Below are 26,994 nucleotides of genomic sequence, written 5' to 3'. Positions count from 1 at the left end.
GCTTGACCCAACGTCAACTGGAATGCTGAGTCGCACAGCCACAGGGCTGATCGTCAGAGGCAGAAGGGATGGCATGGGGTCATGGAGTGGTCGATTCACGAGCTGACCAGGCTCACCGGCACCACCAGCCGGACTCTTAGGCACTACGGCGAGATCGGACTGCTGAGACCATCACGCACGGGTGCCGGAGGCATCCGGTTCTATGGCGAGACCGAGCTGCTCACACTGCAGCGGATTCTGCTGCTGCGCCAGCTGGGTCTCTCCTTGCCAGCGATCGGCGAGATCCTCGCCGGATCACAGGAGCTCACCGACGCCCTGGACACGCATCTGCTGCTGCTTGAGCAGGAGCAGGACCGGCTGCAGCGCCAGATCACCTCGGTCCGGCGCACACTCAAGAGAAAGCGAAGGGGTGAATCCCTCATGGCGGCAGAGATGTTCGATGGTTTCGACCACACCGCGCACAAGGAGGAGGTCGAGTCACGCTGGGGCAAGGAGGCCTACGCCTCCGGGGACCGCTGGTGGCGCGGCATGGACGATGCCTCGAAGGCCGCGTGGAAGCAGCGCAGCGCGGAGCTGATCGCGGACTGGTCCGCGGCGGCCGAGCGCGGCACGGCCCCCGACTCGACCGAGGCCCAGGAGCTGGCCCGGCGTCATGTCGACTGGCTGGGCTCCGTGCCGGGCTCGCGCACCGGCTTCGGCGGGTCGATGAAGGAGTACGTGATCAGTCTGGGCGAGATGTACGTGGCGGACTCACGCTTCGCCGCCACCTACGGCGGGGATGAGCCAGCGCGGTTCGTCCGCGACGCGGTGACGCTCTACGCGCAGCGCCACCTTTAACCCGAAGACCGCTTGCACTCAGGGGACTCTCCGCGAAAAGCAGAGAGTCCCCCCAGTGCCCGAGCGATCCGCTCGCCTGCTCCATGCGGCAACGCGTACAGGGACGCACCCAGAGGACTGGACGAGCTCCAATCCATGGTCATCCGGAACTGTCGAGCGGCTTCGCCGAATTCAGCAAGAGCATCCATCACAGTCTGGTAGGCCTCCCGATCATCGACGATTTCACGAAGTGGCGTCCCCAGAGAGACTTCTCCTCTCACCCGAGGAGGCTGTGACCCCGACGCAGCCGCCTCAATTCTCCACTCGTGCTGTCCCGGACCGATCGTGAACTCATCCATCGCGGGTAGCGCAACAGTGGCCGTGGCATGCTCCGGAACCAACAGTGACAGCACCACGATGTCCGCCTCTCGGCGCCATCCTCCGCGCACTCTGCCGGCGGGGGTGTCGAGAACCGCACTGGCACGATCAATTCGTGAAGTCAGGGCCGGGGCGAATCTGATCTGTTTGTACCCTGGGGCGGCAGGAGCCACTCCTGCGAGACGACGGTAGAGCCAGTCCACCACGGCACCCAGCGCGTAGTGGTTGAACGAGGTCATCTCCCCCGGATTGACGCTCCCGTCCTCGAGAAGCGAGTCCCAGCGTTCCCATACCGTCGTCGCCCCCATCGTCACGGGATACAGCCACGAGGGGTTCTCCGTCTGCAAGAGCAGTCTCTCCGCCACGTCGGCATGACCGGTGTCCGCGAGCGCATCGAGGAGATGCGGTGTACCGAGGAACCCGGTGCCGATGTGGTAGGAATCCCGGCGGATGCATTCAACCAGAAACTCTCCAAGACGACGACGTCGATCCGGCTCGGTCACCAGGTTGAAGGTGATCGCGAGCACGTACGCCGTGGGCGCGTCTGAGACCATCCGTCCGCTGGGGGTCAGGTATTCCTGAAGAAAGGCGGCCCGGATCTCTGCAGCGAGGGTGCGGTACTTTGAGGCGTCCTCTTCGAAGCCCAGACGTTCGGCGATCTCTGCCAGGAGGCCGGTCGAACGGAACCAGTACGCGGTGGCCACCAGGTCGCGATCGGCACGCGCTGCCCCTGGGCGTTCTGGTGGCGCGGTGGGATCCAGCCAATCACCGAACTGCAGGTCTCCTTTCCACAAACTGCCTTCGGACCGAGCGGTGACGGCATCGACCCACGACTTCATGCTGGAATACTGCTGCGTCAGAACCGAGGGATCTGCTCCGCGCTCGAAGAGCGCCCAGGGCACCAGGACCGCGGCATCTCCCCAGCCTGCCGCTGGTCCAGGAGGGAAACCCAGGACATCGGGGACGACGAAGGGAACCACACCGCCCCATTTGCGCTGCTCGGACTCCAGATCCACAAGCCAGCTCCGCAGGAAGCTCTCACAATCGAAGAGGGTCCGTGCAGTCGGAGTGAACACCGCGACGTCGCCAGTCCAGCCCATCCGTTCGTCACGCTGGGGGCAGTCGGACGGCACTGAGAGGAAGTTGGAGCGAGTGCTCCACAAGACGTTCTCATGAAGCCGGTTGAGCAGGGGTTCTGAGCACTCGAACCACCCGGTGCGCTTCATGTCGGTGCTCAGCACGACCCCCCTGATGGCATCCAGATCGAAGTTTCCGGGCCAACCTGAGATCTCGGCATAGCGAAAGCCATGGAAGGTCCCGAAGGGCTCAAAGAGCTCCTCACCCTCCCCCGAGAGAACGAACGTGTCCCGCGCCGCAGCTCGGCGCAGCGGTTCCAGGGCTAACCGACCATCTTCGAGGACCTCAGCGTGGCGCACCGTGATCTCAGTGCCCCGAGGCCCGGCAACACGGAGCCGAAGGCGGCCTGCGAAGTTCTGGCCGAAGTCGAGAAGGACAGTGTCCGGTGCGGTGCGGGTTGCGGTGACCGGTTCAAGGGTCAGCACCTCGCGCACCGGGTCGCTGGTCCGCGGCACCACCGCCGCCGAGGTTTCTACCGCCTTCGCGTGGACCCAGTCAGCGTCTGCGCATCCGGTCCGGCGGTGATCGATCGTCTCACCGGCGTAGATACCTGAGTCGATGATCTCCCACTCGGCGCAGACCTCCCACTCTGCGTCGGTCACGATGGTCTGGGAGGTTCCGTCCTGGTGGATCAGCTCGAGCTGAGCTGAGACAGACGGCTGGTCACCATAGATGCGGTGAGCGGAAGCTCCGAAGCCATACTCCTCCGTGTACCAGGCTCCTGTGGCCTCGAGCTGGAGCGTATGTCTGCCCACATCGAAGTGTTCGGTGACGTCGAGGGTATCCGTGAGTACTCTTTCCCGATAGGTGGTCCAGCCAGGTGACAGTGCCGCGTCCGTGACCACTTGCCCATCGATCCGAGCCCGGACAGCGCCCAGGGCGGTGAGATGCAGGATGGCGCGCTCAAGCGGCTTGTCCACGCTGACACCTGTCCGCGCCTTGAACGGCTGGGCCGGGCGCGAAGGTTCGGGCACGCCGATGAAACCGGCCTTCCACGACCCCTCCGGCGCCGCGCCCAGTTCCACGCGGACCGGAGCCGACCACGGCGACCAGACGGCGCCCGCGTCACGGACGCGAAGCTCGACCAGGTGGAGACGGTAGGGCTCCAGCGCGGCCTGGAAAGGCCACTCCACGAACAGGTGCTGTGGGCCGGAGAGGGTGACGGTCTCTGTTCCGTCAAGACGAACCTCAACCTGAGTCTGGTCCCAGTCATCTGTCGGGGTCTTCACCTGCCAACTCAGACGAGGCCTGGGCAGGGTGACGAACTGGTCTTCCCGAGCGTGCTCACACCACAGCTCTGCCACCTCGGGGACAGTTGCTTCGTTCAGCCCCATATCGAGCACCTCCAGCCAATCGGGAACAAGGGGTCTTCGCTGTCGGATCCGACGTCGGGACTGCTGGCGATCACGGCCTCCATGCTGCGCGGCAACTCGAAGGGAAGCCGGCCCTGCGGCAGTTCGGCGCCTGTCAACGCTGCGAATACCGCACGATCATCAGCGCCATAGTCTGCCACCAGTGCGCTCACGACACTGGTGATCGGAGTCAGAATTGCGGGTCTGCTGAGGGTCACCACCAGCACCACAGGGACATCTTTCGCCAGCTCCTTCACCCGGTCAACGGCACCAGGTGGGAAATCCAAGGATCCCTGTTCCATCCCTCTCTCAAGGAAGTATGTGTCGCGTGCCTCGAAGGGTGCGCTCAGCCGCATGATAGCGACCTCTGCATCGGACGCCTCAGTGGCCAGCGTCCAATGGTCCGGCATCGCTGCTGGGTCCAGTCCGTCCAGGTGCACCGCCACAGGGCGTGCCAACGGAAGCGTGGGGCCTTGTTCAGTCACGGTGTTGCTCAGAACCGTCATGGCCTGCGACTGAGCGCGTCGACCGAGTGTGATCTGCTCTGGGGCACCGAGCACGCCGCTGGGTGCACGGACAGCGGAGACTGAATCATCGGTGAGACTGCGCTGAAGCTTCTGGACTCGGCCAGCAGCTTCGGTCACGCGTTCCTCCGAGACCAAACCGCGCTCTACCAGTTCGATCACCAGGTCGGCGTCCTTCTCCCCACCGAGCTGATCGACGCCGGCGTTGAGCAGCCTGGCAACTCGGGCATGCCGATCCAGATGCTCGACCCCCCATGCCCGCGCCGGGAAGGGCCTGCCCGCGATGTGCTGATCGGTGACCAGCCCGAAGTCGCTGAGCACTACACCTTGAAAACCTAGCTCCTCGCGGAGCATCTCCGTGATGATGGTTCGATTGAAGGCAAAGCCCACCGATTCGACCGGCTCTCCGCGCCACTGGAGGCCTACAGGCATGCCGTAATAGGGCATGATCGCGGCAGTTCCAGCCTTGATGGCGGATCGAAAAGGGGCCAGGTGGTCTTCGAACCGACCACCCGGGTAGACCTGTTCCCTGCCGTAGGGGAAGTGTGGGTCCTCGCCATCGAGCTGTGCGCCGCCCCCGGGGAAGTGTTTCGCCGTGGCGGCCACGCTCGTGGAGCCCACGGTCTCGCCCTGGAGACCTCGGATGTACGCGGCGACCAACCGCGAAGTCAGCCCGGGGTCCGCACCGAAGCTCTGCGCCTGACGCGCCCATCTCGGTTCTGTAGCCAGGTCTATCTGGGGGTGCAGAGCCATACGGACCCCCATGGCCAGGTAGTCCTGCCGGACGATGTCGGCGAACGCCTCGACGGTGTCCGTATCGTCCAAGGCCCCGAGACCTATCGGTTCAGGCCATTGCGACACTCCATTGGCCGCATGGGTGGCGCCGTCGTTCTGGATGAACGAGTGCCGTGGGTCGGTCGAGAACACGAGGGGCAGCTGCGCCGCTGAGCTGCGCACGATCCGCTGCACCTTCTCCAAGGATTCTCTGACGCGATCCGCTCGGGGCATGGCTCCGAGGCAGAAGAAGCGAATGCCACGGTCCAGGATCAGCTCCTCGAGCGAGGGGCCTCCCGCGATGCCTGGGGCCTCAGGGTTTTCGACATCTCCGGGGAACAGCATCGGCTGGAACAGCAGCCCTGCGCGTTCACGCAGGGACAGATCTTGTACCAGCCCGTCAGTGGTCGTTTCTCTGGTGATGTCAGTCATGAGTTCCTTGATTCGGGGGTTGTCGCCAGCATTTCGAAGCGAGCGCGGCGTTCCTGCTGCGCCACCGGGTCTGCCACGGGGGAAGCCAGGACGAGACGCTGGGTGTAGGGGTGTTCGGGCCGTGTCGAGACCTGTTCGGCCTGGCCGCGTTCCACGATCTCGCCGCGATGCATGACCGCGATCCGGTGGCTCATCACCCGCACAACGTCGAGGTCGTGAGAGATGAAGAGGTATGACACGCCTAGTCGCTGCTGAACCTCCAGAAAGAGGTCCAGAACCGCAGCCTGGGTTCGCAGATCCAGGGCTGAGACAGGCTCGTCGCAGACGATGAACTGGGGTTCGAGCGCAAGCGCCCGCGCGATCGCCACGCGCTGCCGCTGACCGCCGCTGAACTCCCGGGGTAATCGCCGGGAGGCATCGGAGGGAAGCTGCACGAGGTCGAGCAGGTCCGTGATGCGTCTGCTTGCCTCACGTCCGGTGTGACCATGGGCTCGCAGCGGTTCAGCAAGCGTGTCCCCGATGGTCAGCGAGGGACTCAGTGACGAGTAGGGGTCCTGGAAGACGACCTGCATGTCCGCAGCCAGCTTTCGCCGTTCAGCACGACCCAGGCGAGTGATGTCCTGCCCGGCGAACGTGATCTTCCCGGAGGCGACGGGCGCCATGCCAAGGACGGCTCGGCCGATAGTCGACTTCCCTGATCCGGACTCACCGACGAGGCCCATCGTCTCGCCACTGCGCACGTCGAGGTCGATGGAGCGCAAGGCCTGAAACGTGCGGCGACGCGCACCGCGAAGCCGGAAAGAGACACCAAGTCCGCTGATATCGAGCAGTGGTTCGTTGTTCATCGTGTCGCCTCCGACTCTGACTCGTCCACCCGCGACGGCGCGTCGCTGAGCAGAGAATCGAGGAGCTCTCGTGTGTATTCGTGTTGAGGGTCCGAGAAGATCTTCCCGACGGGACCGGTCTCGAGGATGGACCCCTGCCGCATGACTGAGACGGTGTTGGCAATGTCCGCGACCACTCCGAAGTTGTGCGTCACGAGCAGCATTCCCATGCCAGTCTCGGTCTGGAGGTTTCGCAGGACACCCAGGATCTCGGCCTGGACGGTGACGTCGAGCGCCGTCGTCGGCTCGTCGGCAATGATCAGATCAGGCTCGCAGGAGATGGCTCCTGCGATCAGCACGCGTTGCGCCATGCCGCCGGAGATCTCATGCGGGTAGCTGTCGAAGGTGCGCTCGGGGTCGGGAAGGTCGACCTTGGCCAGAAGCTCAAGTGCGCGGCTGCGAGCCGCGACCTTGTCCAGGCCCAGGACGACTCGCAGCGGTTCCGTGAGCTGGTGCCCGATCGTGTAGGACGGGTCGAGGTTGCTCAGCGGCTCCTGCGGGATGTAGCCGATCCGACGCCCGCGGAGTTCCGCCATGACGTCCCGCCTCTGCCCGATCAGCTCCTGTCCATCGAAGACGATGCTGCCTGCGACGACACGTCCGCCGTCGGGCAGAAGTCCCAGGGCGGACCACGCGGTCTGTGTCTTGCCGGAACCTGACTCGCCCACGAGTGCATGGATCTCTCCGCGTGCCACGGAGAGGGAGACTCCCTCCACCACGGTCTTCCATCCGGACCCTTCGCGGTAAGCGACCGCCAGGTCTCGCACAGCTAAGAGTGGATGCCCGCGCTCCCACTCTTCGACCCGCAGAATAGTCGCGTCGATCGGTTGCGCGGAGGGGGCCCATGGTTGTCCTGACCGCTGCTTCTTGTCCCCGGTCAGTTCAAGCTCATCGCGCAGTGCAGTGCCGAACAGGGTGAAGGCGATACAGGTCAGGGCGATCGCCAGCGAGGGCCAGACAAGCAGGGAGGGAGACCGGTAGATGTTGTAGAAGCCTTCGGAGAGCATGGCACCCCATGTGGGCAGTGCAGGATCACCCAGGCCGAGGAAGTCCACCGCCGCCTGGATCGCGATGGCAGCCGCAAAGATTCCCGAGGTCAGCAGGATCGCCGGGGCCCGGACCGCGGAGAGTACGTGCCTGAAGATGATGCGCACATCTGATAGCCCTGCCACTCTCGCGGCATCGATGTACATCTCTTCGCGCACGGCACGCACCGCGGTGAACACGACTCGGTAGTAGGCGGGTGAGATCAAGATTCCGAAGATCACCATGATCATCCACAGGGACGGCCCGATGACCGCGCGCGCCGCGAGCAGAACGACCATGGCGGGCAATGAGAGCAGCAGGCCGGCGAACCAGGCCGAGAGATCCGCGAACCATCCGCCCTGATACCCGGCGTAGAGCCCGGCGGGAACACCGATGCCGACGGCGACCAGCACGGTGATCGCCGCGCCTGCCAGGCTGAAGGAGGTGGCTACGATCAGCCGAGAGAACACGTCCCGTCCGGCGCTGTCGCCGCCCAGAATGTACTCCCCGCCCATCGGGGCGAAGACCGCGGCAGTCTGTGCCGAGCTCGGATCATTGGGGACGATGAATGGGCCGATGACCGCCAGCACGACCAGGGCCAGCAGATATACAGAGGCGACGAGACCGAGCGGATTGCCGAGCATGCGTCGAACAAGATGGGACCGTCCGCCAAGGCTCGTGGCAGCGACAGCTGGTTGTTCTGCGGGGATGGTCATCAGAGTCTCACCTTCGGGTTGAGCCAGGCCTGGATCATGTCGACAGCAATATTGACGGCCACGACGATGGCCGCGGTCACGATGACCACTCCCATGACCAGAGGAACGTCGCCCTGGCTGGTGGCCGTGATGGCGGTCTGTCCCACGCCGGGAATGGCAAACACCTGCTCCACGACGACAGCGCCACCGAAGATCACCACGAACTGCAGTCCCAGGGTGCTCAGCGCCGGGCCTGCGGCGTTTCGCAGCACGTGACGGTAGACCACGCGTCGGTACGGAAGCCCTCGCGCCCGCAGGGTGCGGACGTAATCAAGCCGCAGTGTGTCGATCATCGATCCGCGCACCTGTTGAGTCACCGCTGCGATGGCTCCCAAGGAGAGGGCGATCACGGGAAGCGCTATCGTCGACAGCCACCCGACCACAGACTCTTCAGGTCGGATGTATCCCGTCGCGGGGACGAGACCGAGAGTGATCGCGAAGACCACCACCAGGAACAGGGCGAAGAGGAAGTTCGGAATCGCTGCGAACGTCACCGAGGTGACCTGCACGGCGCGATCCAGGCGCCCACGGCGACTGGCGGCGACTGCACCGAGAACCACGGAGATGATCCCGCCCAGAACCACCGCCCCGATCGTGAGGCTCAGCGTGACTGGAAGACGAGTCAGGATCGCCTCAGCCACCGGCTGCCCGGTGAACCAGGAACGTCCCAGGTCGCCCTGAAGCGCGGAGAACGCCCACTCCTGGAACTGCACGATGAGGGGCCGATCAAGCCCAAGTTCGGCAGCCTGGCGGTCCACCAGGTCCTGTGATGCGGTCTGCCCCACCATGTTCCGGGCAGTGTTTCCTGCACTGAGATAGAGCAGACAGAAGGCGAGCACGCAGATACCGAGGAGCGTGAGCACACCGGTGGCTATCCGTCGCAGTATGAATGAGAGCATGACTATTCCTTGTGCACGCGGTGGCCCCGCCATCTCTGGCGCGGCCACCGGGCGGGGTCAGGATGCGGGCTTGATATTCCAGAGGTACGGGTAGACGTTGCCGACCTGAAGTTCGACCTGGGTCTCGTCATTCGTCAGGAACGCCGCTTCGGGGCGGTACACCGGGGCGAACCACGCTTCCTCGACGAGGTATTCGTTGAGCTCCTGACCGAACTGTTCAGATTCCTCGAGCTCACTGGTCCGCATCTGCTCGGCGAGTGTCGCGACCTCTTCATCCTCGGTGCCGAAGGGGTTCCAGGTGGCTCCGGGCAGGACGGAGAGCTGCGCGGTCTGCCAGGCCGTCGGATCCGCTTGGAGCTGGAACGGGAACGCCGCCCAAGTGCCGCCGAGCATCTGACCGAAGAGATCATCACCGGTGGTCTCCCACTCCACGTCAATGCCCACAGTTCCGAGCTGCTCCGCGTAGATCGCGAATTCTGACTCCGGGACGAAATCGTTGCTCGGCATGGTCAGAGTGAACCCATCCTCGTATCCCGCCTCTGCAAGGAGTTCCATCGCGAGTTCCGTGTCGTGGGGGTAGCGCTCGTCGAGTTCTGCATCGTAGGCGCCGCTGTCTGGACCGATGATCTGGGTCGTGGGCGTGCCGTATCCGTCGGCGATCGCCTCGACGAGTGACTCACGGTCCAGGGCGTGGTTGATCGCCTGTCTGACCCGGACATCCTCGAGTGCAGGATTCACCTCGCCATCGCGATCAACAAGAAGGAAGCCTGCCCAGTTGATCTCCACGGTGTTGGCGGTGAACCCCGCGGCTTCCGCCTCAGGGATCTGAGTGGGCGTCTGCGTGGCGGTGGCGTCGACCTGGCCACCCTGGACAGCGTTCATCAGGGACGTGGCATCTCCGTACAGGGATATCCGGATCTCGTCGTAGTGCACAGATTCCGGATCCCAGTAGTCGTCCCTCGCGGTGTAGACATAGGTCGAACCGACCACGGTTGCGCCGGCGTCCAGTTCGTACGGACCAGTGCCGACCGGGTTTGTCTGCGCGTCCTCGGCATCCCACATCGACTCGGCTCCGACAAGGCCTGCGTTCTGAGTCAGATAGACCAGCAGCGTCGGATCAGGCTCCTCCAACGTCACCACCAGAGTGAGGTCGTCGGTGGCTTCAACCTCGCTGATGCCGGCCAGGAAGGATGAGTTCTCGCTGGTGCCGTCGCGGAAGCGTTCAAGCGATTCGGCGGCCACCTCGGCGGTGAGCTCACTGCCATCACTGAACGTCACCCCATCCCGCAGGGTCAGTGTGAGCTCGGTGCGCGATTCATCCCACTCCCAATCGGTGGCGAGACCCTCGACGATCTCACCTTCCGGATCGGCGCGCAGGAGGGTGTCATAGACCGGCTGCAGATAGACCGACTGCTGGGCCCACGAAGCCTGCCATGGCTCGAAGGAGGACAGCGGGGTGACCGAACCCAGACTCAAGGTGCCACCCCCCTCTTCGGAGCCTTCGGCGGAGTCCCCCTCCCCGCCGCATGAAGAGAGCATGAGCGCTGCGGCTGTTCCTAGTGCCCCGATACGCATGAAGTGATTGCGGTGCGACATTGCACTTCCTTCCGATAGAACCTCATCTGCTGTGATCGAGACGGTAGCACAAATTCTTAGGCTGCAAAGGTTTTTGAGTGTCTTGAGTCACATGTTGGACTCAGAGGCGTGTCGGGACGCCACAGCTGCGCCGTCCAGAACTGGCTTTTGCCGGTCACAGCTTTGCTAAGGTCAGGGAATGTCCAGAACCGCACTGCCACGCGGACAGTACAAGAAATCCCCCAGACGTCGGGAGGAGATTCTTGACGCCGCGTTCGAGGTCTTCTCACACACGGGATACTTGAATGCCTCGGAGACCGAGATTGCACGGGCGGCGAACTTCACTCTTCCGGGGCTGCGTCACCACTACGCCTCCAAGTCGGTGCTCTTCGAAGCAGTGATCACCCGGCGTGACATGCAGGCCCAGGATCACCTGGTCAATCGCACCGGGATCGACCTGCTGCGTGGGCTGGTCGAGATCGCTCGACGCGACGAAGCTGATCCCCGAGCGACAAGACTCTTCGCGATCGTCTCGGCAGAAGCCACCGACCCCGACCATGAGATGCACGACTACTTCCGGCGCAGGTACCTGCTCATCCTGGACAACGTGACGTCCGCGCTGAGCACGGCCCAGTCCCTGGGGCAGCTGCAAGAAGATATCGATCCCGAATATGGCGCCAAGCGCTACGTGGCCCTCTCAGATGGCCTTCAGCTTCAGTCGCTGTTTGACCCGGAGCGGACCCGGCAGGCGGAGACGCTGCAGCGGGGACTGCAGGAGCTGCTCACCGTCGAGCTCTGAGGCCGGAGGGTCGGGCTGACGTTCGACCCGCCCCCCCCAGTCTCACTCGCATGCTGACTGCCGCGTGGCGGCTACTCGACGACGACGAGCAGATCTCCGCCGTCGACCTGCTGCACGCCGCTGATCACCGCGCGGGCCACGGTGCCCGCGACCTGGGTGGTGATCCCGGCCTCCATCTTCATCGCCTCGATAGTGGCCACGTTCTGTCCGGCCTCCACGGTGTCGCCCTCCTCGACCGTGAGCGAGACCGCTCCGGCGAAAGGCGCGGCGACGTGGCCAGACTTGGAGGTGTCCGCCTTCTCGGCCACCGCGACGGTGGCCTCCACGGAGTCATCACGGGCACCGACCTGGCGGGCCTGACCGTTAAGCGTGCACATCACGGTTCGCACACCCTTGGGGTCAGGGTCTGAGACGGTCTGCAGCGTGACCAGCAGCCGCACTCCCTTGCCCAGGGAGATCACGTGTTCATACCCGGTGCGCATGCCGTAGAGGAAGTCTCGGGTGTGCAGCACCTGGACATCGCCGTACTTCTCCCGCGCGGCCTCAAAGTCCCTGGTGGGGCCGGGGAAGAGCAGCCGGTTCAGCGTGCGGCGCCGCTCGGCGGCATCCTCCGAACGCAGAGCCGTGGAATCCTCGTCCGAGAGCTCCTGGTCCAGGGGCTTCACCGTGCGGCCCTCCAGCGCTTTGGAGCGGAACGGTTCGGGCCAGCCGCCTGGCGGGTCTCCGAGCTGGCCGGCGAGGAACTGGATCACCGAATCCGGCAGGTCGAAGCTCTGCGGGTTCGCCTCGAACTCCTTCGGGTCCACGTCCATGCCGACCAGCTGCAGCGCGAGGTCTCCGACCACCTTGGAGGACGGAGTGACCTTCACCAGCCGGCCGAGCATGGTGTCGGCCGCGTGGTACATGTTCTCTATTGATTCGAACCGCTCCCCCAGGCCCAGCGCGATGGCCTGCTGGCGCAGGTTCGAGAGCTGCCCTCCCGGGATCTCATGCCGGTAGACCCGTCCGGTGGGACTGGGCAGCCCGGATTCAAACGGAGTGTAGATCGAGCGCACGGCCTCCCAATAAGGCTCCATCGAGGCCACTGCTTCCAGTCCCAGCCCGGTGTCACGCTCGGTGTGCTCGAGTGCTGCGACCAGGGCGGACGCCGGCGGCTGGGAGGTGGTCGCGGCCATGGAGGCCACGGCGACGTCGACGGCGTCGACTCCGGCCTCGGCGGCGGCCAGCAGGGTGGCCAGCTGTCCGCCGGCGGTGTCATGGGTGTGCAGGTGCACTGGGAGATCGAAGCGTTCCCGCAGCGCGGTGACCAGGGTCTTTGCCGCGGAGGGGCGCAGGAGTCCGGCCATGTCCTTGATCGCGAGGATGTGTGCGCCGGCGTCGACCATCTGCTCGGCCAGGCCGAGGTAGTAGTCCAGCGTGTAGAGGTCCTCGTCCGGATCGGAGAGGTTGCCGGTGTAGCAGATGGCAGCCTCGGCCACCGCGGTGCCGGTCTTGCGGACCGCCTCGATGGCCGGGACGATCTGGTTCACATCGTTGAGCGCGTCGAAGATCCGGAAGATGTCCACCCCGGTGGCGGCGGCCTCGGCCACGAACGCGTCGGTGACCTCCAGCGGGTAGGGGGTGTAGCCCACGGTGTTGCGCCCGCGCAGCAGCATCTGGATCGGGATGTTCGGCAGCTCCGCGCGCAGCAGGCGCAGCCGGTCCCACGGGTCCTCGGTGAGGAAGCGCAGCGCGACGTCGTAGGTGGCGCCACCCCAGGCCTCCACCGAGAACAACCCCGGGGTCACGTGGGCGACGGCGGGCGCCGCGGCCAGCAGGTCACGGGTGCGCACGCGGGTGGCGAGCAGCGACTGGTGGGCGTCGCGGAAGGTGGTGTCGGTGACCGCCAGGGCGGTCTGCTCGCGGAGCTTCTTCGCGAAGCCTTCCGGGCCCTCTTGGAGGAGGACCTGGCGCCAGCCATCGGGCTTGGGGTGATCGGAGGGGCCGTCGAAGGGGCTGCGGTCGGGCTCGTCGCGCTTGTCTCCCGGGAAGTGCGGGAGCTTGTCGCGCGGGTCGATGCCCTCCACCCGGGGGCCGTGAGGCTGGTTCACCGTGATGTCGGCCAGGTACTGCAGCGCCTTGGAGCCGCGGTCCTGGGAGCGGTTGATCTTGGCCAGCTCGGGGTGGGCGTCGATGAAGTCCGTGGCCACGTCTCCGGCGAGGAACTCCTTGGAGTCCAGCACGTTGAGCAGGAATGGGATGTTGGTGGCGACTCCGCGGATGCGGAATTCCGAGAGCGCGCGGCGGGCGCGGGCGATGGCGGTCTGGTGGTTGCGTCCGCGTGCGGTGAGCTTGACCAGCATTGAGTCGAAGTGCGGGCTGATCTCGGCCCCGGCGTAGACGGTGCCGCCGTCGAGCCGGATGCCGGAGCCGCCGGCGGAGCGGTAGACCGTGACGGTGCCGATGTCCGGGCGGAACTCGTTGGCCGGGTCCTCTGTGGTGATTCGGCACTGCATGGCGGAGCCGCGCACGCGCAGGTCCTCCTGGCGGATGTCGAGGTCTTCGAGAGTCTCGCCGGCGGCGATGCGCATCTGCGCGGAGACCAGGTCGATGTCGGTGATCTCTTCGGTGACCGTGTGCTCCACCTGAATGCGCGGGTTCATCTCGATGAACACATGCTGCCCGGCGCGCTCCCCGACGGTGTCCACGAGGAACTCCACGGTGCCGGCGTTGCGGTAGTTCATGGCCTTGGCGAAGGCGACGGCATCCCGATGCAGCGCCCGCCGGATGTCCTCGTCCAGGTGCGGGGCCGGGGCGATCTCGACGACCTTCTGGTAGCGGCGCTGCAGCGAGCAGTCGCGCTCGAAGAGGTGGACCACGTTGCCCTCGCCGTCGGCGAGGATCTGGACCTCGATGTGCCGGGGGCGCAGGACGGCCTGTTCCAGGAAGACGGTGGGGTTGCCGAAGGCGGTCTCGGCCTCGTGCATGGCCGAGCGCAGGGATTCGGCGAGGTCTTCGCGCTTGTCCACTCGGCGCATGCCGCGACCGCCGCCGCCGGCGACGGCCTTAACGAAGATCGGGAACCCGATCTCTTCGGCGGCCTTGGTGAGCTCCTCGGTGTCCTTGGAGGGCTCGGAGCTCTGCAGGACTGGGACGCCGGCCTTTTTTGCGGCGCGCAGGGCTTTGACCTTGTCGCCGGTGGATTCCAGGACGTCTGCGGGCGGGCCGATGAAGGTGATTCCGGCGGCCTCGGCGGCGCGGGCGAGGTCGGGGTTCTCGGAGAGGAAGCCGTAGCCGGGGTATATCGCGTCGACTCCGGCGTCCTTGGCGACGCGGATGATCTCTTCGATGTTCAGGTAGGCGCGGACCGCGTGGCCCTCTTCGCCGATCCGGTACGCCTCGTCGGCCTTCTGGCGGTGGAAGGAGTTGCGGTCCTCATGCGGATACACGGCGACGGTGCGCGCTCCGAGTTCGACGCCGGCGCGGAACGCCCGGATGGCGATCTCTCCGCGGTTGGCGACCAGGATCTTCGAGAACATAACTGCGGTCTCCCTCACTTCGTGGCGCCGCCACCTCATTGTGGCGGCGTTGGGGCGATCCTACCGGGTGCCGGGTTGAGTGAGGCTAGTCCGCTGAACGGCGCATGGCCGCCTGTGTGAGCTTGAGGGTGAAGCCGAGTCGCTCATAGAGCCGAGTCGCGCCAGTCAGCGACTCCGAGTCCACGTCGAGTTCTATGGCGTCGAACTCTCCGGACCGCGCCGCGGCTTCGATGGTGTGCGCGAGGACTGCACTTCCGAGACCCATCCCCCTGGCCTCGGGCACGGTCCCGACCAGGTTCACGTACAGCTTTCGAGTCACCCATTGCCCACACAGCGAGTAGGCGAGAACAGTGCCATTGGGAGCCGCGACCCCCGCGTCATCCACCGCTATTCGAGAGACCTCGGTTCGGCTGCTCCCCGCGATCCAGTTCTGATGCCATTGCTCGGGAGCCGGTGGGGCACTGCCCCAGTGGTCCACGAAGGCTGCCGCGTGCGCATCCATGACGGCAGACTCGTCTGCGTCCTGGGGTGCGCGGATGTTGAGTCCGGGCGGAACGTTCCTGCCCCCGAGGATGGTGCTGACAGAATCTTCGGTGCTGAGATCGCGTGTGAGCAGATTGAAATATCGCGCCACGGTGTACCCGCGGGAGAGATGGAACCTTCGTGCAGAGGATTGCTCCAGACCTCCGCCGGTGGAGAAGTAGAACGGGAGATCAGGATGTCTTTCGACGCTGAGCTCCCTGCCGCGAGCCTCCAGCTTCTGCATCAAGAGGGTGCCGACTCCCCTGCCGCGGTGACCACTGTGCACCCCTCCGTCGAGTTCGACGTCCACCTTGCCGCCGTGGTGGTCCGGGTGGCTGGGGACTCTGACGGTTCCGAAGGCGATCATCGCATCGTCGTTCCAGACGGCGAACGTATCCCTGAGCGGGTCCATGCGTGGACTATTGAGTTCATCCAGGAGATCTTCAGCGTTGTAGAACTCTTCGGTCCCGTCCACCACCGCGAGATGATTGACGAGCTCAGCCCATGGAACCATGTCCTCAGCATCGATTGAGCTCCACCGATAACTACTTTCCATCAGTTCACTTTAGCTGATTGAACACCTCTGAGAGGAGGGCAAGAATACATGGCATCTCTCCCCGACCTCATTCATCAGGACGCGATTCTGCTGGATGCCGAGGCAGCCGACTGGCAAGCTGCGGTCCGCCTGGCCGGAGGCCTTCTGGAACAGACGGGCATCGCATCTGCCCAGTACACCCAGTCGATGGTCGACAACGTCGTCGACAACGGCCCCTATATCGTCATTGCGCCTGGATTCGCGTTCGCGCACGCCCGCCCCTCCGAAGCCGTCCGACGCACCGGCATGTCCTGGGTGCGGCTGAAGGAGCCGGTGGACTTCGGAAGCGGCGAGAACGATCCGGTCTCCCTGGTCGTGGCGCTCGCTGCCGTCGATTCCAGGGACCACACCCATGCCCTTGCAGAGCTGAGCGGCGTCCTGGGCGACGAGGACACTCGCGCCGCCGTGGACGCCGCTCCCACCCCGGCGGCCCTCACCGCAGTCCTCCGTGGAGAGAACTCGACCACCGCGTCGACCGCCGGAGAGACCCCGAGCAGGTCATCTGCGGGGACTGAACAGCACCTGATCCTCACCGTCTGCGGCAACGGCCTCGGGACCTCTCTGTTCCTGAAGAACACCCTTGAAGGCGTTCTCGACACCTGGGGCTGGGGCCGGCACCTCAACGTCGAAGCCACCGACACCATCTCTGCCCGCGGACGCGCCTCAGAGGCAAAAGCTATTCTCACCTCCGGAGAGATCGCCAAGTCGCTCGGCGACGTCGGCATCCCCGTCAAGGTCATTGAAAACTTCACCAGCAAGGACGAGCTCGACAGCGCACTGCGCGAGCTCTACGACGTCTAAGGAATACATATGGACTGGCTCGTCGCAATCCCGGAATTCCTCGTCAACGAGATCCTCTCCGTTCCGGCGTTCCTGATCGGCATCATCGTCGCCGTGGGGCTGATCGCGCTGAAGAAGTCCACCGGAGCGATCATCGGTGGCGCCATGAAGGCGATACTCGGCTTCCTGCTCATCGGTGCAGGCGCCGGGCTCGTCGTCGCGTCCCTGGACCCGCTGGGAGTCATGATCCAGGGAGCTACCGGCGCCCAGGGCGTGATCCCCACCAATGAAGCCATCGTGGGCATCGCCCAAGAGACCTACGGCGCCCAGGTGGCGTGGCTGATGATCCTGGGATTCGCCATCAGCCTGGTGCTGGCGCGGTTCACGCCGCTGAGCTACGTCTTTCTCACCGGCCACCACATCCTCTTCATGGCGACGCTGCTGACCATCGTGCTGGCCACCGCCGGGTACTCAGGGCCACTCACCGTAGGACTTGGCGGCGTTCTGCTGGGCATTCTGATGGTCTCCCTCCCGGCCTTCTCTCAGCCCTTCACCCGGAAGATCACCGGTGATGACAGCATCGCCATGGGGCACTTCGGCACTGCCGGCTACGTCGCGGCAGGAACCGTGGGTCGCCTCGTCGGCGGCAGGTCCAGCCGATCCACTGAGGACTTGAAACTGCCGGAAGGTCTGCGATTCCTCCGAGACTCCATGGTCGCGACTGCTCTGTCCATGGTGATCATGTACGTCGTGGTAGCACTGATCTACTTCGCCCGCGAACGTGAAACAGCGTACGAGGCCTTCGACAGCGGAGCCGAGAACCTCGGCAACTTCATCATGCTCTCGGTGACCCAGGGGCTCCAGTTCGGCATCGCCGTGGCAGTCATCCTCTTCGGGGTGCGGACCATCCTCGGCGAGATCGTCCCCGCGTTCCAAGGCATCGCGGCGAAGATCGTGCCCGGCGCCATTCCAGCCCTCGATGCACCCATCGTGTTCCCCTACGCCCAGAACGCGGTGCTCATCGGGTTCCTCTCCAGCTTCAGCGGCGGACTGGTGGGACTTGCGGTCCTGACCCTCTGGCTCAACCCGGCCCTCGGCCTGGCGCTGATCCTGCCGGGTCTGGTGCCGCACTTCTTCACCGGCGGCGCCGCTGGCGTCTACGGCAACGCAACGGGTGGTCGGCGCGGCGCCGTGGCGGGAGGCTTCGTCAACGGGCTGCTCATCACGTTCCTGCCAGCAATTCTGCTGTTGGTTCTCGGCGACTTCGGCTCCGCCAACACGACGTTCGGAGATACCGACTTCGGCTGGTTCGGCATCCTTGTCGGCTACGGAGCAGGCATCGGCTCCGTCGGCGGCATCGTGGTCGTCGTCGCCCTTGGTCTGCTGATCCTCGGTGCCGCGATCCTGGTCCAGCGCCGCGTCGTCGACCGCAACTGGGATGCTTCGCCGCATCGGCCCGAACAGGCAGAGCGGTCCGCGACCGAGGCTCCCGTGGCCGGCGCCAGTGGTCAGTACCCGAAGATCGCCCCACCCAAGGGAGCCCCTGCACCACCTGCGCGAGGCTGAATCCGCGGACTCAGCGCAGAGCCGCTCGCACCCACACAGATGGTGAGATCGAAAGTGGAGCTAAGGGGAGTCGAACCCCTGACCTCGTCGATGCGAACGACGCGCTCTACCAGCTGAGCTATAGCCCCATGCCATGCCGCGAGGACTGGAAACCGGACTTCTCCGGTGAACTGGACCCGCGGCGTCGGCCCTTACAGGATAATGGATAGGTGACTTCTTCTGCTGAGGCTGCGGCCTTCAACCCCACCCCGCCCTTCGGACTGCTGCTCGACGTGGACGGGCCCATCGCCTCCCCGGTCAGCCGCTCCGTCGCCATCGAGTCCATCGCCCAGGACCTGACCGACATGGCCAACCAGGGCATCCCGGTCATCTTCAACACCGGACGCTCGGATGACTTCATCGCCCAACAGGTGATCCCGCCGATGCGCGCCGCCGGGCTGCTGCCCGGTGCGCCGGTCTTCACGATCAGCGAGAAAGGCGCGGTCTGGGCCGAGGTCACGCCTAAGGGCCTCGGTGAGATCCACATCGACGAGGAGCTCAAGCTTCCCACCGCCCTCTTCGATGACGTGCGGGACCTGGTCGCGGAACGCTTCAGCGGGCACATGTTCTTCGACGAGACCAAGCGCGCCATGGTCTCCGTGGAGCAGTCCACCGAGGTGGAGAACAAGGACTACCTCGAGGCGCAGAAAGAGTTCGACGCCGCGATCCCTGACCTGTTGAGCAAGCACCAGTTGGAGCACGTGCGGATCGACCCGACCATCATCTCCACCGATGTGGAGCACGAGGGCGTGGGCAAGGATATCGGCGCGGAGCGCTCCTTGGCCCTGCTGGAGGCGCGCGGGATCGCCGCGCAGACCTGGTTCACCATGGGGGACTCTCGCACCGACTACGCCATGGCCACCTGGCTGCACGAACGCGGGCTTCCCGTGTCCCATGTGGACGTGCGGCCCGAGGACGGCATCCCGGAGACCGAATACGAGGTGCTCACCTCCTCTACGGGCGCGATCCACGACGAGGCCGGGGCCGAGTTCCTCAGCCGCTGGGCTGCCGATCCCGAGCACACCAGGGCCGGACGCAGTGACTGAGCACCCCGAGCTGGTCCTTCCCGACGTCGCCGCCTGGCGCGCCTGGCTGGATCAGCACGAGGACGATTCCGACGGGGTCTGGCTGGTGATGGCCAAAAAGGGCGTGACCACACCGACCTCGCTGAGCTACGCCGACGCGCTGCAGGAGGCGCTGTGCAGCGGATGGATCGATGGCCAGCGCAAGGCGCGGGATGAGACCACGTTCCTGCAGCGGTTCACCCCGCGGCGGAAGACCTCGATCTGGTCCCAGCGCAACGTCGGCTACGTCGAGGCGCTGATCGCTGAGGGGCGAATGCGGGCGCGCGGCGTCGCGGAGATCGAGCGGGCCCAGGCCGATGGCCGCTGGGACCGGGCCTACGCCGGCCAGGCCGACGCGGAGGTCCCGGCCGACCTTGCGGCGGCCCTGGAGGTCTCCCCCACCGCGAAGACGACCTTCGAGGCTCTGAGCAGCCAGGGCAGGTATCACGTGCTCCACCAGGTGATGATCGCGGCGAACCCGACGACTCGGGCCCAGCGGATTGAGAAATTCCTGGAGAAGCTGAACCGTGGAGAGGCACCGTAGGGACTGCCAGACCTGCTCAGTTGTGGAGATCAGACTGCACCGCGTCGCTCAGCTGGCGCAGGTGCTCACGCCACCCGGCTTCGTGCTGGGCGGGCAGCGTCAGCGGAGTCCCGGCGCGGAGAAACCCCTGCTCGATGATGGTCACCTCTGTGGACTCCCCGTTCGGGATGAGACGAACCTCCACGGAGAGGCTTCCGCTCCAGGACGGCTCGGTCCAGTCGAACGCCAGGAAGAGCGGCGGCTCGACTGCGGTCACCACTCCCCGGGCGTGGAGTATGACACCGCATTCGGTCCACGTCTCCAGGAGCGGAGCACCAACAGCGGCTTCGAAGTCCATGCCCGGCCACCATGCTGAGCGCTCCAACGTCAGCGCCCGCCAGACCCTCTCGGGCGCCGCCTCGATCCTCGACGCGACCGATACGCGATCGACCGACATGCGCAGAACATTAGCCGCCGCTCAGCACGAGCCACCAGATCTCAGGGCACGCTCAGCCGGCGAATCGGTGCTGCCGGATCCAGGCATGCATCGCGATCCCGGCTGCAGTGCCGGCATTGATCGATCGGGTGGAGCCGAACTGCGCGATGGACAGCGTGTCCTGCGCGGCCTCGCGGACCTCCTCGCTGAGCCCGGGACCCTCCTGACCGAACACCAGCACACACCGCTGGGGCAGCGCATAGGTCTCGATCGGCCGCGAATCGGGGAACAGGTCGACGCCAAGCACCGGCAGCCCCTCGGACTCTGCCCAGGCCACGAAGTCCTCCACTGTCGGGTGGTGGCGGACGTGCTGGTACCGATCGGTGACCATGGCGCCACGGCGGTTCCAGCGGCGGCGCCCGATGATGTGGACCTCTTTGGCCATGAACGCGTTGGCGGTGCGCACCACGGTGCCGATGTTGAAGTCGTGCTGCCAGTTCTCGATGGCCACGTGGAAGTCATGCCGACGGGTATCGAGGTCCGCCACGATCGCGTCATGGGACCAGTAGCGGTACTCGTCGACGACGTTGCGCCGGTCTCCCTCGCGCAGCAGCTCCGGGTCATAGTGGGCGCCTTCAGGCCAGGGCCCCTCCCACGGGCCCACGCCGATCTCGCGTTGCGTGGGCTGCCCAGTCTCGTCCATGGATTCGAGGCTATCCCACCTGCGAAGCCCCGAAATTCGGCGGTACGGGTGCAAAGTCCGGGTTAGTTCACCCGCGCCAGCAGGAACCCGTCCCAGCCCTTGAGCCCCACGGTCTGCAGCGCGGTGGCGCTGAGCCGCTCATCGGCTTCGATCAGTTCCAGGAGCGTGCGGATGCCCAGGATCTCGGGGTCAGTGCTGTCCTGCTCGAGCACCGCACCGGAGCGCACCACGTTGTCGATGATGATCACCGTGCCGGGATGCGAGAGTGCCAGGGATGCCTCCAGATAGTGGGGGTTGTTCGCCTTGTCCGCGTCGATGAACACCAGGTCGAAGGGTTCTGCTCGCTCCTCGATCAGCGCGTGTGCGGAGTCCAGTGCCGGGCCGACGCGCACCTTCACCCGCTCGGCCACCCCGGCGGCGTCGAAGTTCCGCCGGGCCACCTGCGCGGCCTCCGGGTCGATGTCCAAGGTGACCACTGCGCCGTCGTCGTCCATGGCGCGTGCCATCCAGATGCTCGAATACCCTGCGAGGGTGCCGAACTCCAGGACCCGGGTGGCGCCGCTGATCTGCACGAGCAGCCCGAGGAACGCTCCCATGTTCGCGGTGACGTCGATGCCCGGCGTGGCGGTCTCGGCAGAGCTGCGCCGGGTGTCCCCGAGCGCCTGGTCCTCGTGGACCAGGTGCGTGGCCAGGTAGGTGTCGACGGCGGCGAAGTCATCCGGTGCTGTGCCCATGAGAGCACCCTAGGCCGCGACGTGTGATCAGGACCAGAGCAGCATGGCCGCGAGCAGCGAGGGCGTGGAGATTATGCTCCTGCTATGTCTGATGCTGTCTCCCCCGACGCCCTGCGCATCCGCGAGGCCCAGTCGCGCGATCTTCCCGCGGTCGTGGCGATCCAGACCTACTACGCCCACCACACGGTGACCACGTTCAGCGAGGAGCCGATGAGCCTCGCGGAGTGGCTGGAGAGCCTCGAGGAGAAGCGGGCCACGGGTCATCCGTTCCTGCTCGCGGAGCAGGACGGGGTGATTCTCGGGTTCGCCTATGCCGGGCACTGGCGGTGGAAGTCCGCCTACCGGTACACCGTGGAGGACACGATCTACCTGCGTCCGGGCGCGGAGGGTCGCGGGATCGGGCGGAGGCTGCTCAGCGAGCTGCTGTCCCGGTGCGAGGCGGCCGGGTACCGCCAGGCGATCGCGGTGCTCACCGACGACGCCTCCACCGCCGCGTCCTACGCGCTGCACGCGAAGCTCGGGTTCACCGAGGTGGGCCGACTGGCCGATGTGGGGGTCAAGCGTGGGCAGACGCTGAGCACGGTGCTGATGCAGCGGTCGCTGGGGAGCTGAGCGCGGGTCACCGAGACGTAGGGGATGCGGCGTGAATCCGCCGGTCAATCCGCCAACGGGATCCAGACTGAAACCTCGTCTAGGAGGTGAGAACAGGCACCAGTCGCCCCAGCGTGGCGAGGAACCCGGTGATGACGTAGACCGCGATGAGACTCCACGCCAGCTGAAGGTCGATCAAGGGAATCAACAACGCAAGGAGGAGCACCGCCAGCGTCGCTGTGGAGAGAACCCCTTGGAACCAACGGGCGCCGACGGTATGCCTCCTGCGATGCGTTCCGTGGAGCGAGGGTCGCGCGGGTTTCTTCGCCTTGACCAAGGGGTTGCCCCGCTTGTCGAACTCCGTTGCGCTGAGGTGCCGGATCCGTCCCCACACTTCGTTGGTTGCGAACAGCGCCCCGTAATAACTGAGGATGTAGATCAGATTGAGAAAGATGTTGTGCAGTAGCTCTGGGACGATCAGCAGGGAGACCAGGCCAGCCTTCAAACCTCCCGTTCTGACGGAGACGGTCTGTTCAAAGATGTACACGCCCGCAACTGTGATCCAGAGTGGGTGAAAGAAGTCGGGGTATTGGCCTCGAGCGAGAGCCACAATCAGCGTGTAGGGGAAGAACGCTGTGAACAGAACAGCAAGATAGGTGAGAAACTGTCTCGCCACGTAAGGCGCGGTGACCCTGTTGAGGCCATGCGCCAGGAGATTCTCAAGCGCTCCGCGCTGCCAGCGCCTACGCTGCTTGAGCAGGCTCAAGACATTCGGCATCATCGCAGTCGTCACCGTGCAGCCCGTAGGCGAGAGCACCCGGTAGCCGAGCTCCCGCACCGAGAGCGTGAGCTCGTTGTCCTCTGTCAGCGCCGAGGTGTCGTACACAGAACGAGTCTCACCGAGATCTGGCAGCCTGCCAGACCGGCGAGCCTATTGGACCCCCAGCAGAACACCGGCCTTGAAGACGGTCCCAGTTCCTGTGAGCACGAGGGCCTTGCCCCTCCGACGAGCGAGTCGTCGCTGATATCGAAGATACTCATTGGCCTGAAGCTGACGAACCACGTTCCAACCGTCATCATCGGCGAGGAAGATGCCTCCCACCCCCGCCATGGGCTTCTTGGATTCGCCATACAGGGTGTCCACGGTGGTTTCGATGAAGCGATCGCTGAGCTCCGTGTCAGCATCCATCACCAGCACGCTGTCCTCTGCATCAAGGATCGGCAGTATCTCCCCCAAGAGGTCATTGAGCGCCCCGGCCTTGCCCCGTGCATTACCAGCTGATTCGACCACCGAGACGCCCGCTTCGAGCGCAATCGCGATCGTGTCATCGGTGCAGTTATCAGCCAGGACAATGATCTCATCGGTCAACCTTGTTTGATTGCGCAACCCGTTGAGTGTCTTGAGGATTGAGTCCTGTTCATTGAATGCGGGAATGATGGCCACCAAAAAAGGGAAGGGGTCTCCGTTCCTCAAAGTAGCCTTCACTCGATCAAGGAGCTCTGTCTCAGAATTGGAGTGCTTTCCCGCGACGATGAAGTGTCGGAGTCGCCCTCGCGAATCGTCGGTGTAGGAAAAGCCCTGCGACGAGTGTTCGATGCCGGACGAGAGATCCAGGTCTTGATGCCTGTCCCGCCTTCTTGCTCTGAAAGCCTCGGTCCGACTAAATGCATTAAATGGCTTCGAAATATGCTCCCCCTGTAACGACAACTAAAGAACATTGTAGGTCACATTATTGAAGTCTGTAATGCAGCAGGGGTGAATTTGGGTGAAGCAGCTGACGATGCAAAGCCCTCCTCGACTCACCGACGAGGCGCGGTCACCGGGATGCTTGCTGCGATCGCGACCAGGCCAAGTCCCGCAAGGGCTGCCAGGACGCCGAACATCGCCTCGTAGCTGCCCAGCCAGTCGGCCAGGATCGCTCCGAGGAACGGGGAGACCGCCACGGCGAGCATCATCGGCCCGTTGAGCACCCCGGAGAGTCGGCCGTACTCGCGGGTGCCCCATCGGTCGGTGACCGCGGTGGCCTGGAGCAGCGTGACGATGCCGCGGGCGACGCCGGCCGCCATGGAGATCACGACCAGCAGCACCGCTGCGGTGATGTCCCAGGCGAGTGCCGCGGTGGTGAGGGCCAGCAGCGCGTAGATGACCACGCTGCGCTGCCGCACGGTGGTTCCCCGATCGAGACGCGCGTAGAAGAAACGACCGATGACCTGCCCCACCCCGCCGAGACCGAGCACCCAGGCGGCCACCATCGGGGAGACTCCGCGCTCGACCAGCATCGGCACCAGGTTGATCAACCCGGCGTACATCGCGATCGCGCCCAGCGCCATCCCGGTCACCAGCAGGAGATAGGCGCGGCTGCGCATGATCGCAGCGGCGTAATCGGGGAGTGATGGGTGAGACAGCGGCTGAGGAATGGAGGGTGGGGCCGGGTCGACGGGGGCGGCGGGCCAGGGGCGGCTCAGCACCACCGTATGCACCGGGACCACCACGACCCCGAGCGCCACCGCCAGCACAACATAGGTCTCGCGCCAGCTCAGCTGGGTGGCCAGCGCCTCGGTGACCGGGGCGAACACCGTGCTCGCCAGACCACCGGCGAGCGTCACCATGGTCAGCGCGAATATTCGTCGCGCCCCGTACCACCTGGTCAGCGCCGCGAATGCAGGCGGATAGAGCGTCCCGGACATTGCGACGCCGATGAGCAGCCAGCCCAGCAGGAACATCCAGTACGACGGCGCGGCGGCCACCGCCAGCAGCCCCGGGACCGCGAGCGCTGCGCCCGCCGTCATGACCAGCCGCGGGCCGCGCCGGTCCAAGACCCGGCCCAGGGGGATGCCGAGCAGGCCGGAGATCACCAGCGCGGCGGAGAAGGCAGCTGTGAGCGCGGTGGCCGACCATCCGGTGTCGGCGGCGATCCGGGGCTGCAGCACCGGGAAGGCATAGAAGAGCACACCCCAGGAGGTGATCTGGGTCAGGCACAGCCCGAGGAGGACCGCCCGCTTGGAGGGGTGCACCCGCCCAGTGTCGCGGACCTCAGCCGGTGCGGCCGTGCAGCGCGCCGGTCGAGGCCCCGATGCGTGAACCGGCCCCGACGGGTTCCGGCGAGGAGCTGGAACAGGACTGCGTCTCCTCCGGCGCGGAGCCACCACAGGACTGCACCCCACCCGCCCCAGCCGGGTCAGCTCCAGGCCCGTCAGCCTCGGACGCGTAGGGATCGGACACGTCGGGATCAGGGGCGCTGACGCCCGAGCAGACCCCGGTCTCCGGCAGATTCAGGTTCCGTGCGGCCGCATCGGCGCCGGCCAGGTGGGCTGCGATGGACCGCACCTGCTCGTAGCCAGTGGCGAGCAGGAACGTGGGCGCGCGTCCATAGGACTTCATCCCGGCGAGGAAGAAGCCTTCCTCCGGATGAGCCAGCACGTCGGCGCCATGCGCCTCCACCGTCCCGCAGGAGTGGAACTCGGGATCGATCAGCGTGGCCAGCCGGCGCGGAGACTCCACCGCAGGATCCAGGTCGATCCGCAGTTCGCGCAGCATGTCCAGCTGCGGGCGGAACCCGGTGGCGGCGGCGAGGTAGTCGGCGCGGGTGCGGCGACCATCGGCGAAGCTGACCTCCAGGGCGGAGGCGGCGTCGTCGTCGGACTGGGAGGCGTCGGGCTGGGAAGCCTCAGGCGGCTCGACCACTGCCAGCGCGTGGACCTCGGCCCCGGTGTGCAGCGTGATCTCGCCTTCCTCCACGAGCCGGCGCAGCCGCTGTCCCAGCGCGCCGCGGGCGGGCAGCTGGTCTGCGTCCCCGCCGCCGTAGACCCGCTCGGCGGACTCCCCGCGGATCGCCCAGCTGATGGTGGTGGCATGGTCCTTCCGCTTCAGCGCGGCCAGGTTCAACAAGGTGTTGACCGCACTGTGCCCGGCGCCCACGACCAGGACGTGGCGCCCGCCCAGCCGCTCGGCGTCGACACCGAGCACATCGGGCAGCGAGCCCAGCAGCCGCTGGGCCACCTCGGGGCGCTCCTCCCCCAGGGCGGGGAGACCGGCGGAGCCGAGAGGGTTCGGGGTGCCCCAGGTGCCGGAGCCATCGATGACAGCGCTGGCGTGCAGCTGAAGCACCTCGCCGGCGTGCGCCACGCGCAGCACAAAGGGCTGACCGGTGCGGGCCTTGACATGGGTCTTGTCCCGCTCGCCCCGACTGATCGCGAGCACCCGGTGATCGGTGCGGATCCGGCCTGCCAGCTCGGCAGTTTTCGCCAGCGGCTCAAGGTAGTCGTGCACGAGCTCGGCGCCGGTGGGCAGCGCGGTGGCTCGCGGGGACTCCCAGCCCGTGGGGTCCAGCAGCCGCGCGGCGGCGGCATCCACGTTGTAGCGCCAGGGAGAGAAGAGTTTGATGTGACCCCACTCGCGGATGGAGGCTCCCACCTGCGACTCGGCCTCGAGCACCAGCGGCTCCAGACCCTGCTCGAGCAGGTGCGCCGCGGCGGCCAATCCGGAAGGACCGGCTCCGATGACGACGACAGGCAGCTCAGCGATGCTGGCAGGTGAGGCGTTCATGGTGACTCCCTCTCGAGGTGCACGGC

At 65.6% G+C, this 26,994-nt stretch carries 22 protein-coding genes and 1 tRNA gene; 7 read left to right on the top strand and 16 right to left on the bottom strand.

The window, feature by feature from the left end:
* Window positions 1-81 precede the first annotated feature (81 nt).
* A complete protein-coding gene (locus ACHAA4_RS06135) occupies window positions 82-837 on the top strand; it encodes a MerR family transcriptional regulator (RefSeq protein WP_435773307.1) in 756 nt (251 codons plus the stop codon).
* Here the strand turns inward: ACHAA4_RS06135 and ACHAA4_RS06130 are convergent.
* Genes ACHAA4_RS06130 through ACHAA4_RS06105 form a run of 6 tightly spaced genes read right to left on the bottom strand, consistent with a single transcriptional unit; the run spans window position 834 to window position 10,516 of the window.
* Window positions 834-3,665 carry an alpha-L-rhamnosidase gene (locus ACHAA4_RS06130; protein WP_494337966.1) on the bottom strand — a complete coding sequence of 944 codons (2,832 nt, stop codon included), beginning with the start codon at window positions 3,663-3,665 and terminating at the stop codon, window positions 834-836. The genes ACHAA4_RS06135 and ACHAA4_RS06130 overlap by 4 nt on opposite strands.
* Window positions 3,656-5,413: a glycoside hydrolase family 3 protein gene (locus ACHAA4_RS06125; RefSeq protein ID WP_435773305.1), complete on the bottom strand. Its 1,758-nt coding sequence runs from the start codon at window positions 5,411-5,413 to the stop codon at window positions 3,656-3,658. Before ACHAA4_RS06125 ends, ACHAA4_RS06130 begins: the two co-directional genes overlap by 10 nt.
* A complete protein-coding gene (locus tag ACHAA4_RS06120) occupies window positions 5,410-6,258 on the bottom strand; it encodes an ATP-binding cassette domain-containing protein (RefSeq protein WP_435773304.1) in 849 nt (282 codons plus the stop codon). The genes ACHAA4_RS06125 and ACHAA4_RS06120 overlap by 4 nt, the downstream gene beginning before the upstream one ends.
* Window positions 6,255-8,039, bottom strand: coding sequence for an ATP-binding cassette domain-containing protein (locus ACHAA4_RS06115; RefSeq protein WP_435773303.1), 1,785 nt, complete (start codon window positions 8,037-8,039; stop codon window positions 6,255-6,257). The genes ACHAA4_RS06120 and ACHAA4_RS06115 overlap by 4 nt, the downstream gene beginning before the upstream one ends.
* Window positions 8,039-8,977, bottom strand: coding sequence for an ABC transporter permease (locus ACHAA4_RS06110; protein ID WP_435773302.1), 939 nt, complete (start codon window positions 8,975-8,977; stop codon window positions 8,039-8,041). Before ACHAA4_RS06110 ends, ACHAA4_RS06115 begins: the two co-directional genes overlap by 1 nt.
* A gap of 57 nt (window positions 8,978-9,034) precedes the next feature.
* The gene (locus ACHAA4_RS06105) at window positions 9,035-10,516 is read right to left on the bottom strand and encodes an ABC transporter substrate-binding protein (RefSeq protein WP_435773301.1); all 1,482 of its coding nucleotides are present in this window, start codon (window positions 10,514-10,516) and stop codon (window positions 9,035-9,037) included.
* Window positions 10,517-10,751: 235 nt separating this feature from the next.
* Between ACHAA4_RS06105 and ACHAA4_RS06100 the strand changes: the two genes are divergently transcribed.
* Window positions 10,752-11,351, top strand: a complete 600-nt coding sequence (locus tag ACHAA4_RS06100) for a TetR/AcrR family transcriptional regulator (protein WP_435773300.1) — start codon at window positions 10,752-10,754, stop codon at window positions 11,349-11,351.
* Window positions 11,352-11,422: 71 nt separating this feature from the next.
* Here ACHAA4_RS06100 and ACHAA4_RS06095 read toward each other — a convergent pair whose 3' ends face one another.
* Both ACHAA4_RS06095 and ACHAA4_RS06090 read right to left on the bottom strand, forming a co-directional pair.
* Window positions 11,423-14,869, bottom strand: coding sequence for a pyruvate carboxylase (locus ACHAA4_RS06095; protein WP_435773299.1), 3,447 nt, complete (start codon window positions 14,867-14,869; stop codon window positions 11,423-11,425).
* An 85-nt stretch (window positions 14,870-14,954) separates the two neighbouring features.
* A complete protein-coding gene (locus ACHAA4_RS06090) occupies window positions 14,955-15,905 on the bottom strand; it encodes a GNAT family N-acetyltransferase (protein ID WP_435773298.1) in 951 nt (316 codons plus the stop codon).
* A gap of 90 nt (window positions 15,906-15,995) precedes the next feature.
* Between ACHAA4_RS06090 and ACHAA4_RS06085 the strand changes: the two genes are divergently transcribed.
* Together ACHAA4_RS06085 and ulaA are read left to right on the top strand one after the other, a co-directional pair.
* Window positions 15,996-16,787: a PTS sugar transporter subunit IIAB gene (locus ACHAA4_RS06085; RefSeq protein WP_435773297.1), complete on the top strand. Its 792-nt coding sequence runs from the start codon at window positions 15,996-15,998 to the stop codon at window positions 16,785-16,787.
* Between the two features lie 9 nt (window positions 16,788-16,796).
* Window positions 16,797-18,332, top strand: coding sequence for a PTS ascorbate transporter subunit IIC (ulaA, locus tag ACHAA4_RS06080; protein WP_435773296.1), 1,536 nt, complete (start codon window positions 16,797-16,799; stop codon window positions 18,330-18,332).
* A gap of 55 nt (window positions 18,333-18,387) precedes the next feature.
* On the opposite strand, the gene ACHAA4_RS06075 is transcribed toward ulaA, so the two are convergent.
* A tRNA-Ala gene (locus tag ACHAA4_RS06075) sits at window positions 18,388-18,460 on the bottom strand.
* 81 nt (window positions 18,461-18,541) lie between these two features.
* Between ACHAA4_RS06075 and ACHAA4_RS06070 the strand changes: the two genes are divergently transcribed.
* Window positions 18,542-19,417, top strand: a complete 876-nt coding sequence (locus ACHAA4_RS06070) for a Cof-type HAD-IIB family hydrolase (RefSeq protein WP_435773295.1) — start codon at window positions 18,542-18,544, stop codon at window positions 19,415-19,417.
* On the top strand, window positions 19,410-19,979 hold the full coding sequence (locus ACHAA4_RS06065) for a YdeI/OmpD-associated family protein (RefSeq protein WP_435773294.1): 570 nt from the start codon (window positions 19,410-19,412) through the stop codon (window positions 19,977-19,979). Before ACHAA4_RS06070 ends, ACHAA4_RS06065 begins: the two co-directional genes overlap by 8 nt.
* A 16-nt stretch (window positions 19,980-19,995) precedes the next feature.
* Here the strand turns inward: ACHAA4_RS06065 and ACHAA4_RS06060 are convergent, their stop codons facing one another.
* The 3 genes from ACHAA4_RS06060 to ACHAA4_RS06050 form a co-directional block, all read right to left on the bottom strand.
* On the bottom strand, window positions 19,996-20,415 hold the full coding sequence (locus tag ACHAA4_RS06060) for an SRPBCC family protein (protein WP_435773293.1): 420 nt from the start codon (window positions 20,413-20,415) through the stop codon (window positions 19,996-19,998).
* A gap of 52 nt (window positions 20,416-20,467) precedes the next feature.
* Window positions 20,468-21,097: a TrmH family RNA methyltransferase gene (locus ACHAA4_RS06055; protein WP_435773292.1), complete on the bottom strand. Its 630-nt coding sequence runs from the start codon at window positions 21,095-21,097 to the stop codon at window positions 20,468-20,470.
* Between the two features lie 62 nt (window positions 21,098-21,159).
* On the bottom strand, window positions 21,160-21,831 hold the full coding sequence (locus tag ACHAA4_RS06050) for an O-methyltransferase (RefSeq protein ID WP_435773291.1): 672 nt from the start codon (window positions 21,829-21,831) through the stop codon (window positions 21,160-21,162).
* A gap of 84 nt (window positions 21,832-21,915) precedes the next feature.
* Between ACHAA4_RS06050 and ACHAA4_RS06045 the strand changes: the two genes are divergently transcribed.
* Complete coding sequence (locus tag ACHAA4_RS06045) at window positions 21,916-22,443, top strand: GNAT family N-acetyltransferase (protein WP_435773290.1); 528 nt, start codon at window positions 21,916-21,918, stop codon at window positions 22,441-22,443.
* Window positions 22,444-22,522: 79 nt separating this feature from the next.
* Here ACHAA4_RS06045 and ACHAA4_RS06040 read toward each other — a convergent pair whose 3' ends face one another.
* The 4 genes from ACHAA4_RS06040 to ACHAA4_RS06025 form a co-directional block, all read right to left on the bottom strand.
* Window positions 22,523-23,308, bottom strand: coding sequence for a glycosyltransferase family 2 protein (locus ACHAA4_RS06040; protein WP_435773289.1), 786 nt, complete (start codon window positions 23,306-23,308; stop codon window positions 22,523-22,525).
* A gap of 45 nt (window positions 23,309-23,353) precedes the next feature.
* Window positions 23,354-23,866 (bottom strand): glycosyltransferase family 2 protein, encoded by a 513-nt coding sequence (locus ACHAA4_RS06035; protein WP_435773288.1) that lies wholly within the window; start codon window positions 23,864-23,866, stop codon window positions 23,354-23,356.
* 356 nt (window positions 23,867-24,222) lie between these two features.
* Window positions 24,223-25,437, bottom strand: a complete 1,215-nt coding sequence (locus ACHAA4_RS06030) for an MFS transporter (protein WP_435773287.1) — start codon at window positions 25,435-25,437, stop codon at window positions 24,223-24,225.
* A 19-nt stretch (window positions 25,438-25,456) separates the two neighbouring features.
* Window positions 25,457-26,968, bottom strand: a complete 1,512-nt coding sequence (locus ACHAA4_RS06025; RefSeq protein ID WP_435773286.1) for an FAD-dependent oxidoreductase — start codon at window positions 26,966-26,968, stop codon at window positions 25,457-25,459.
* Window positions 26,969-26,994 lie beyond the last annotated feature (26 nt).

It is taken from the genome of Nesterenkonia maliinae (assembly GCF_051262655.1).
Lineage (GTDB): Bacteria > Actinomycetota > Actinomycetes > Actinomycetales > Micrococcaceae > Nesterenkonia.
This window is presented reverse-complemented; position numbering and strand designations above follow the sequence as displayed.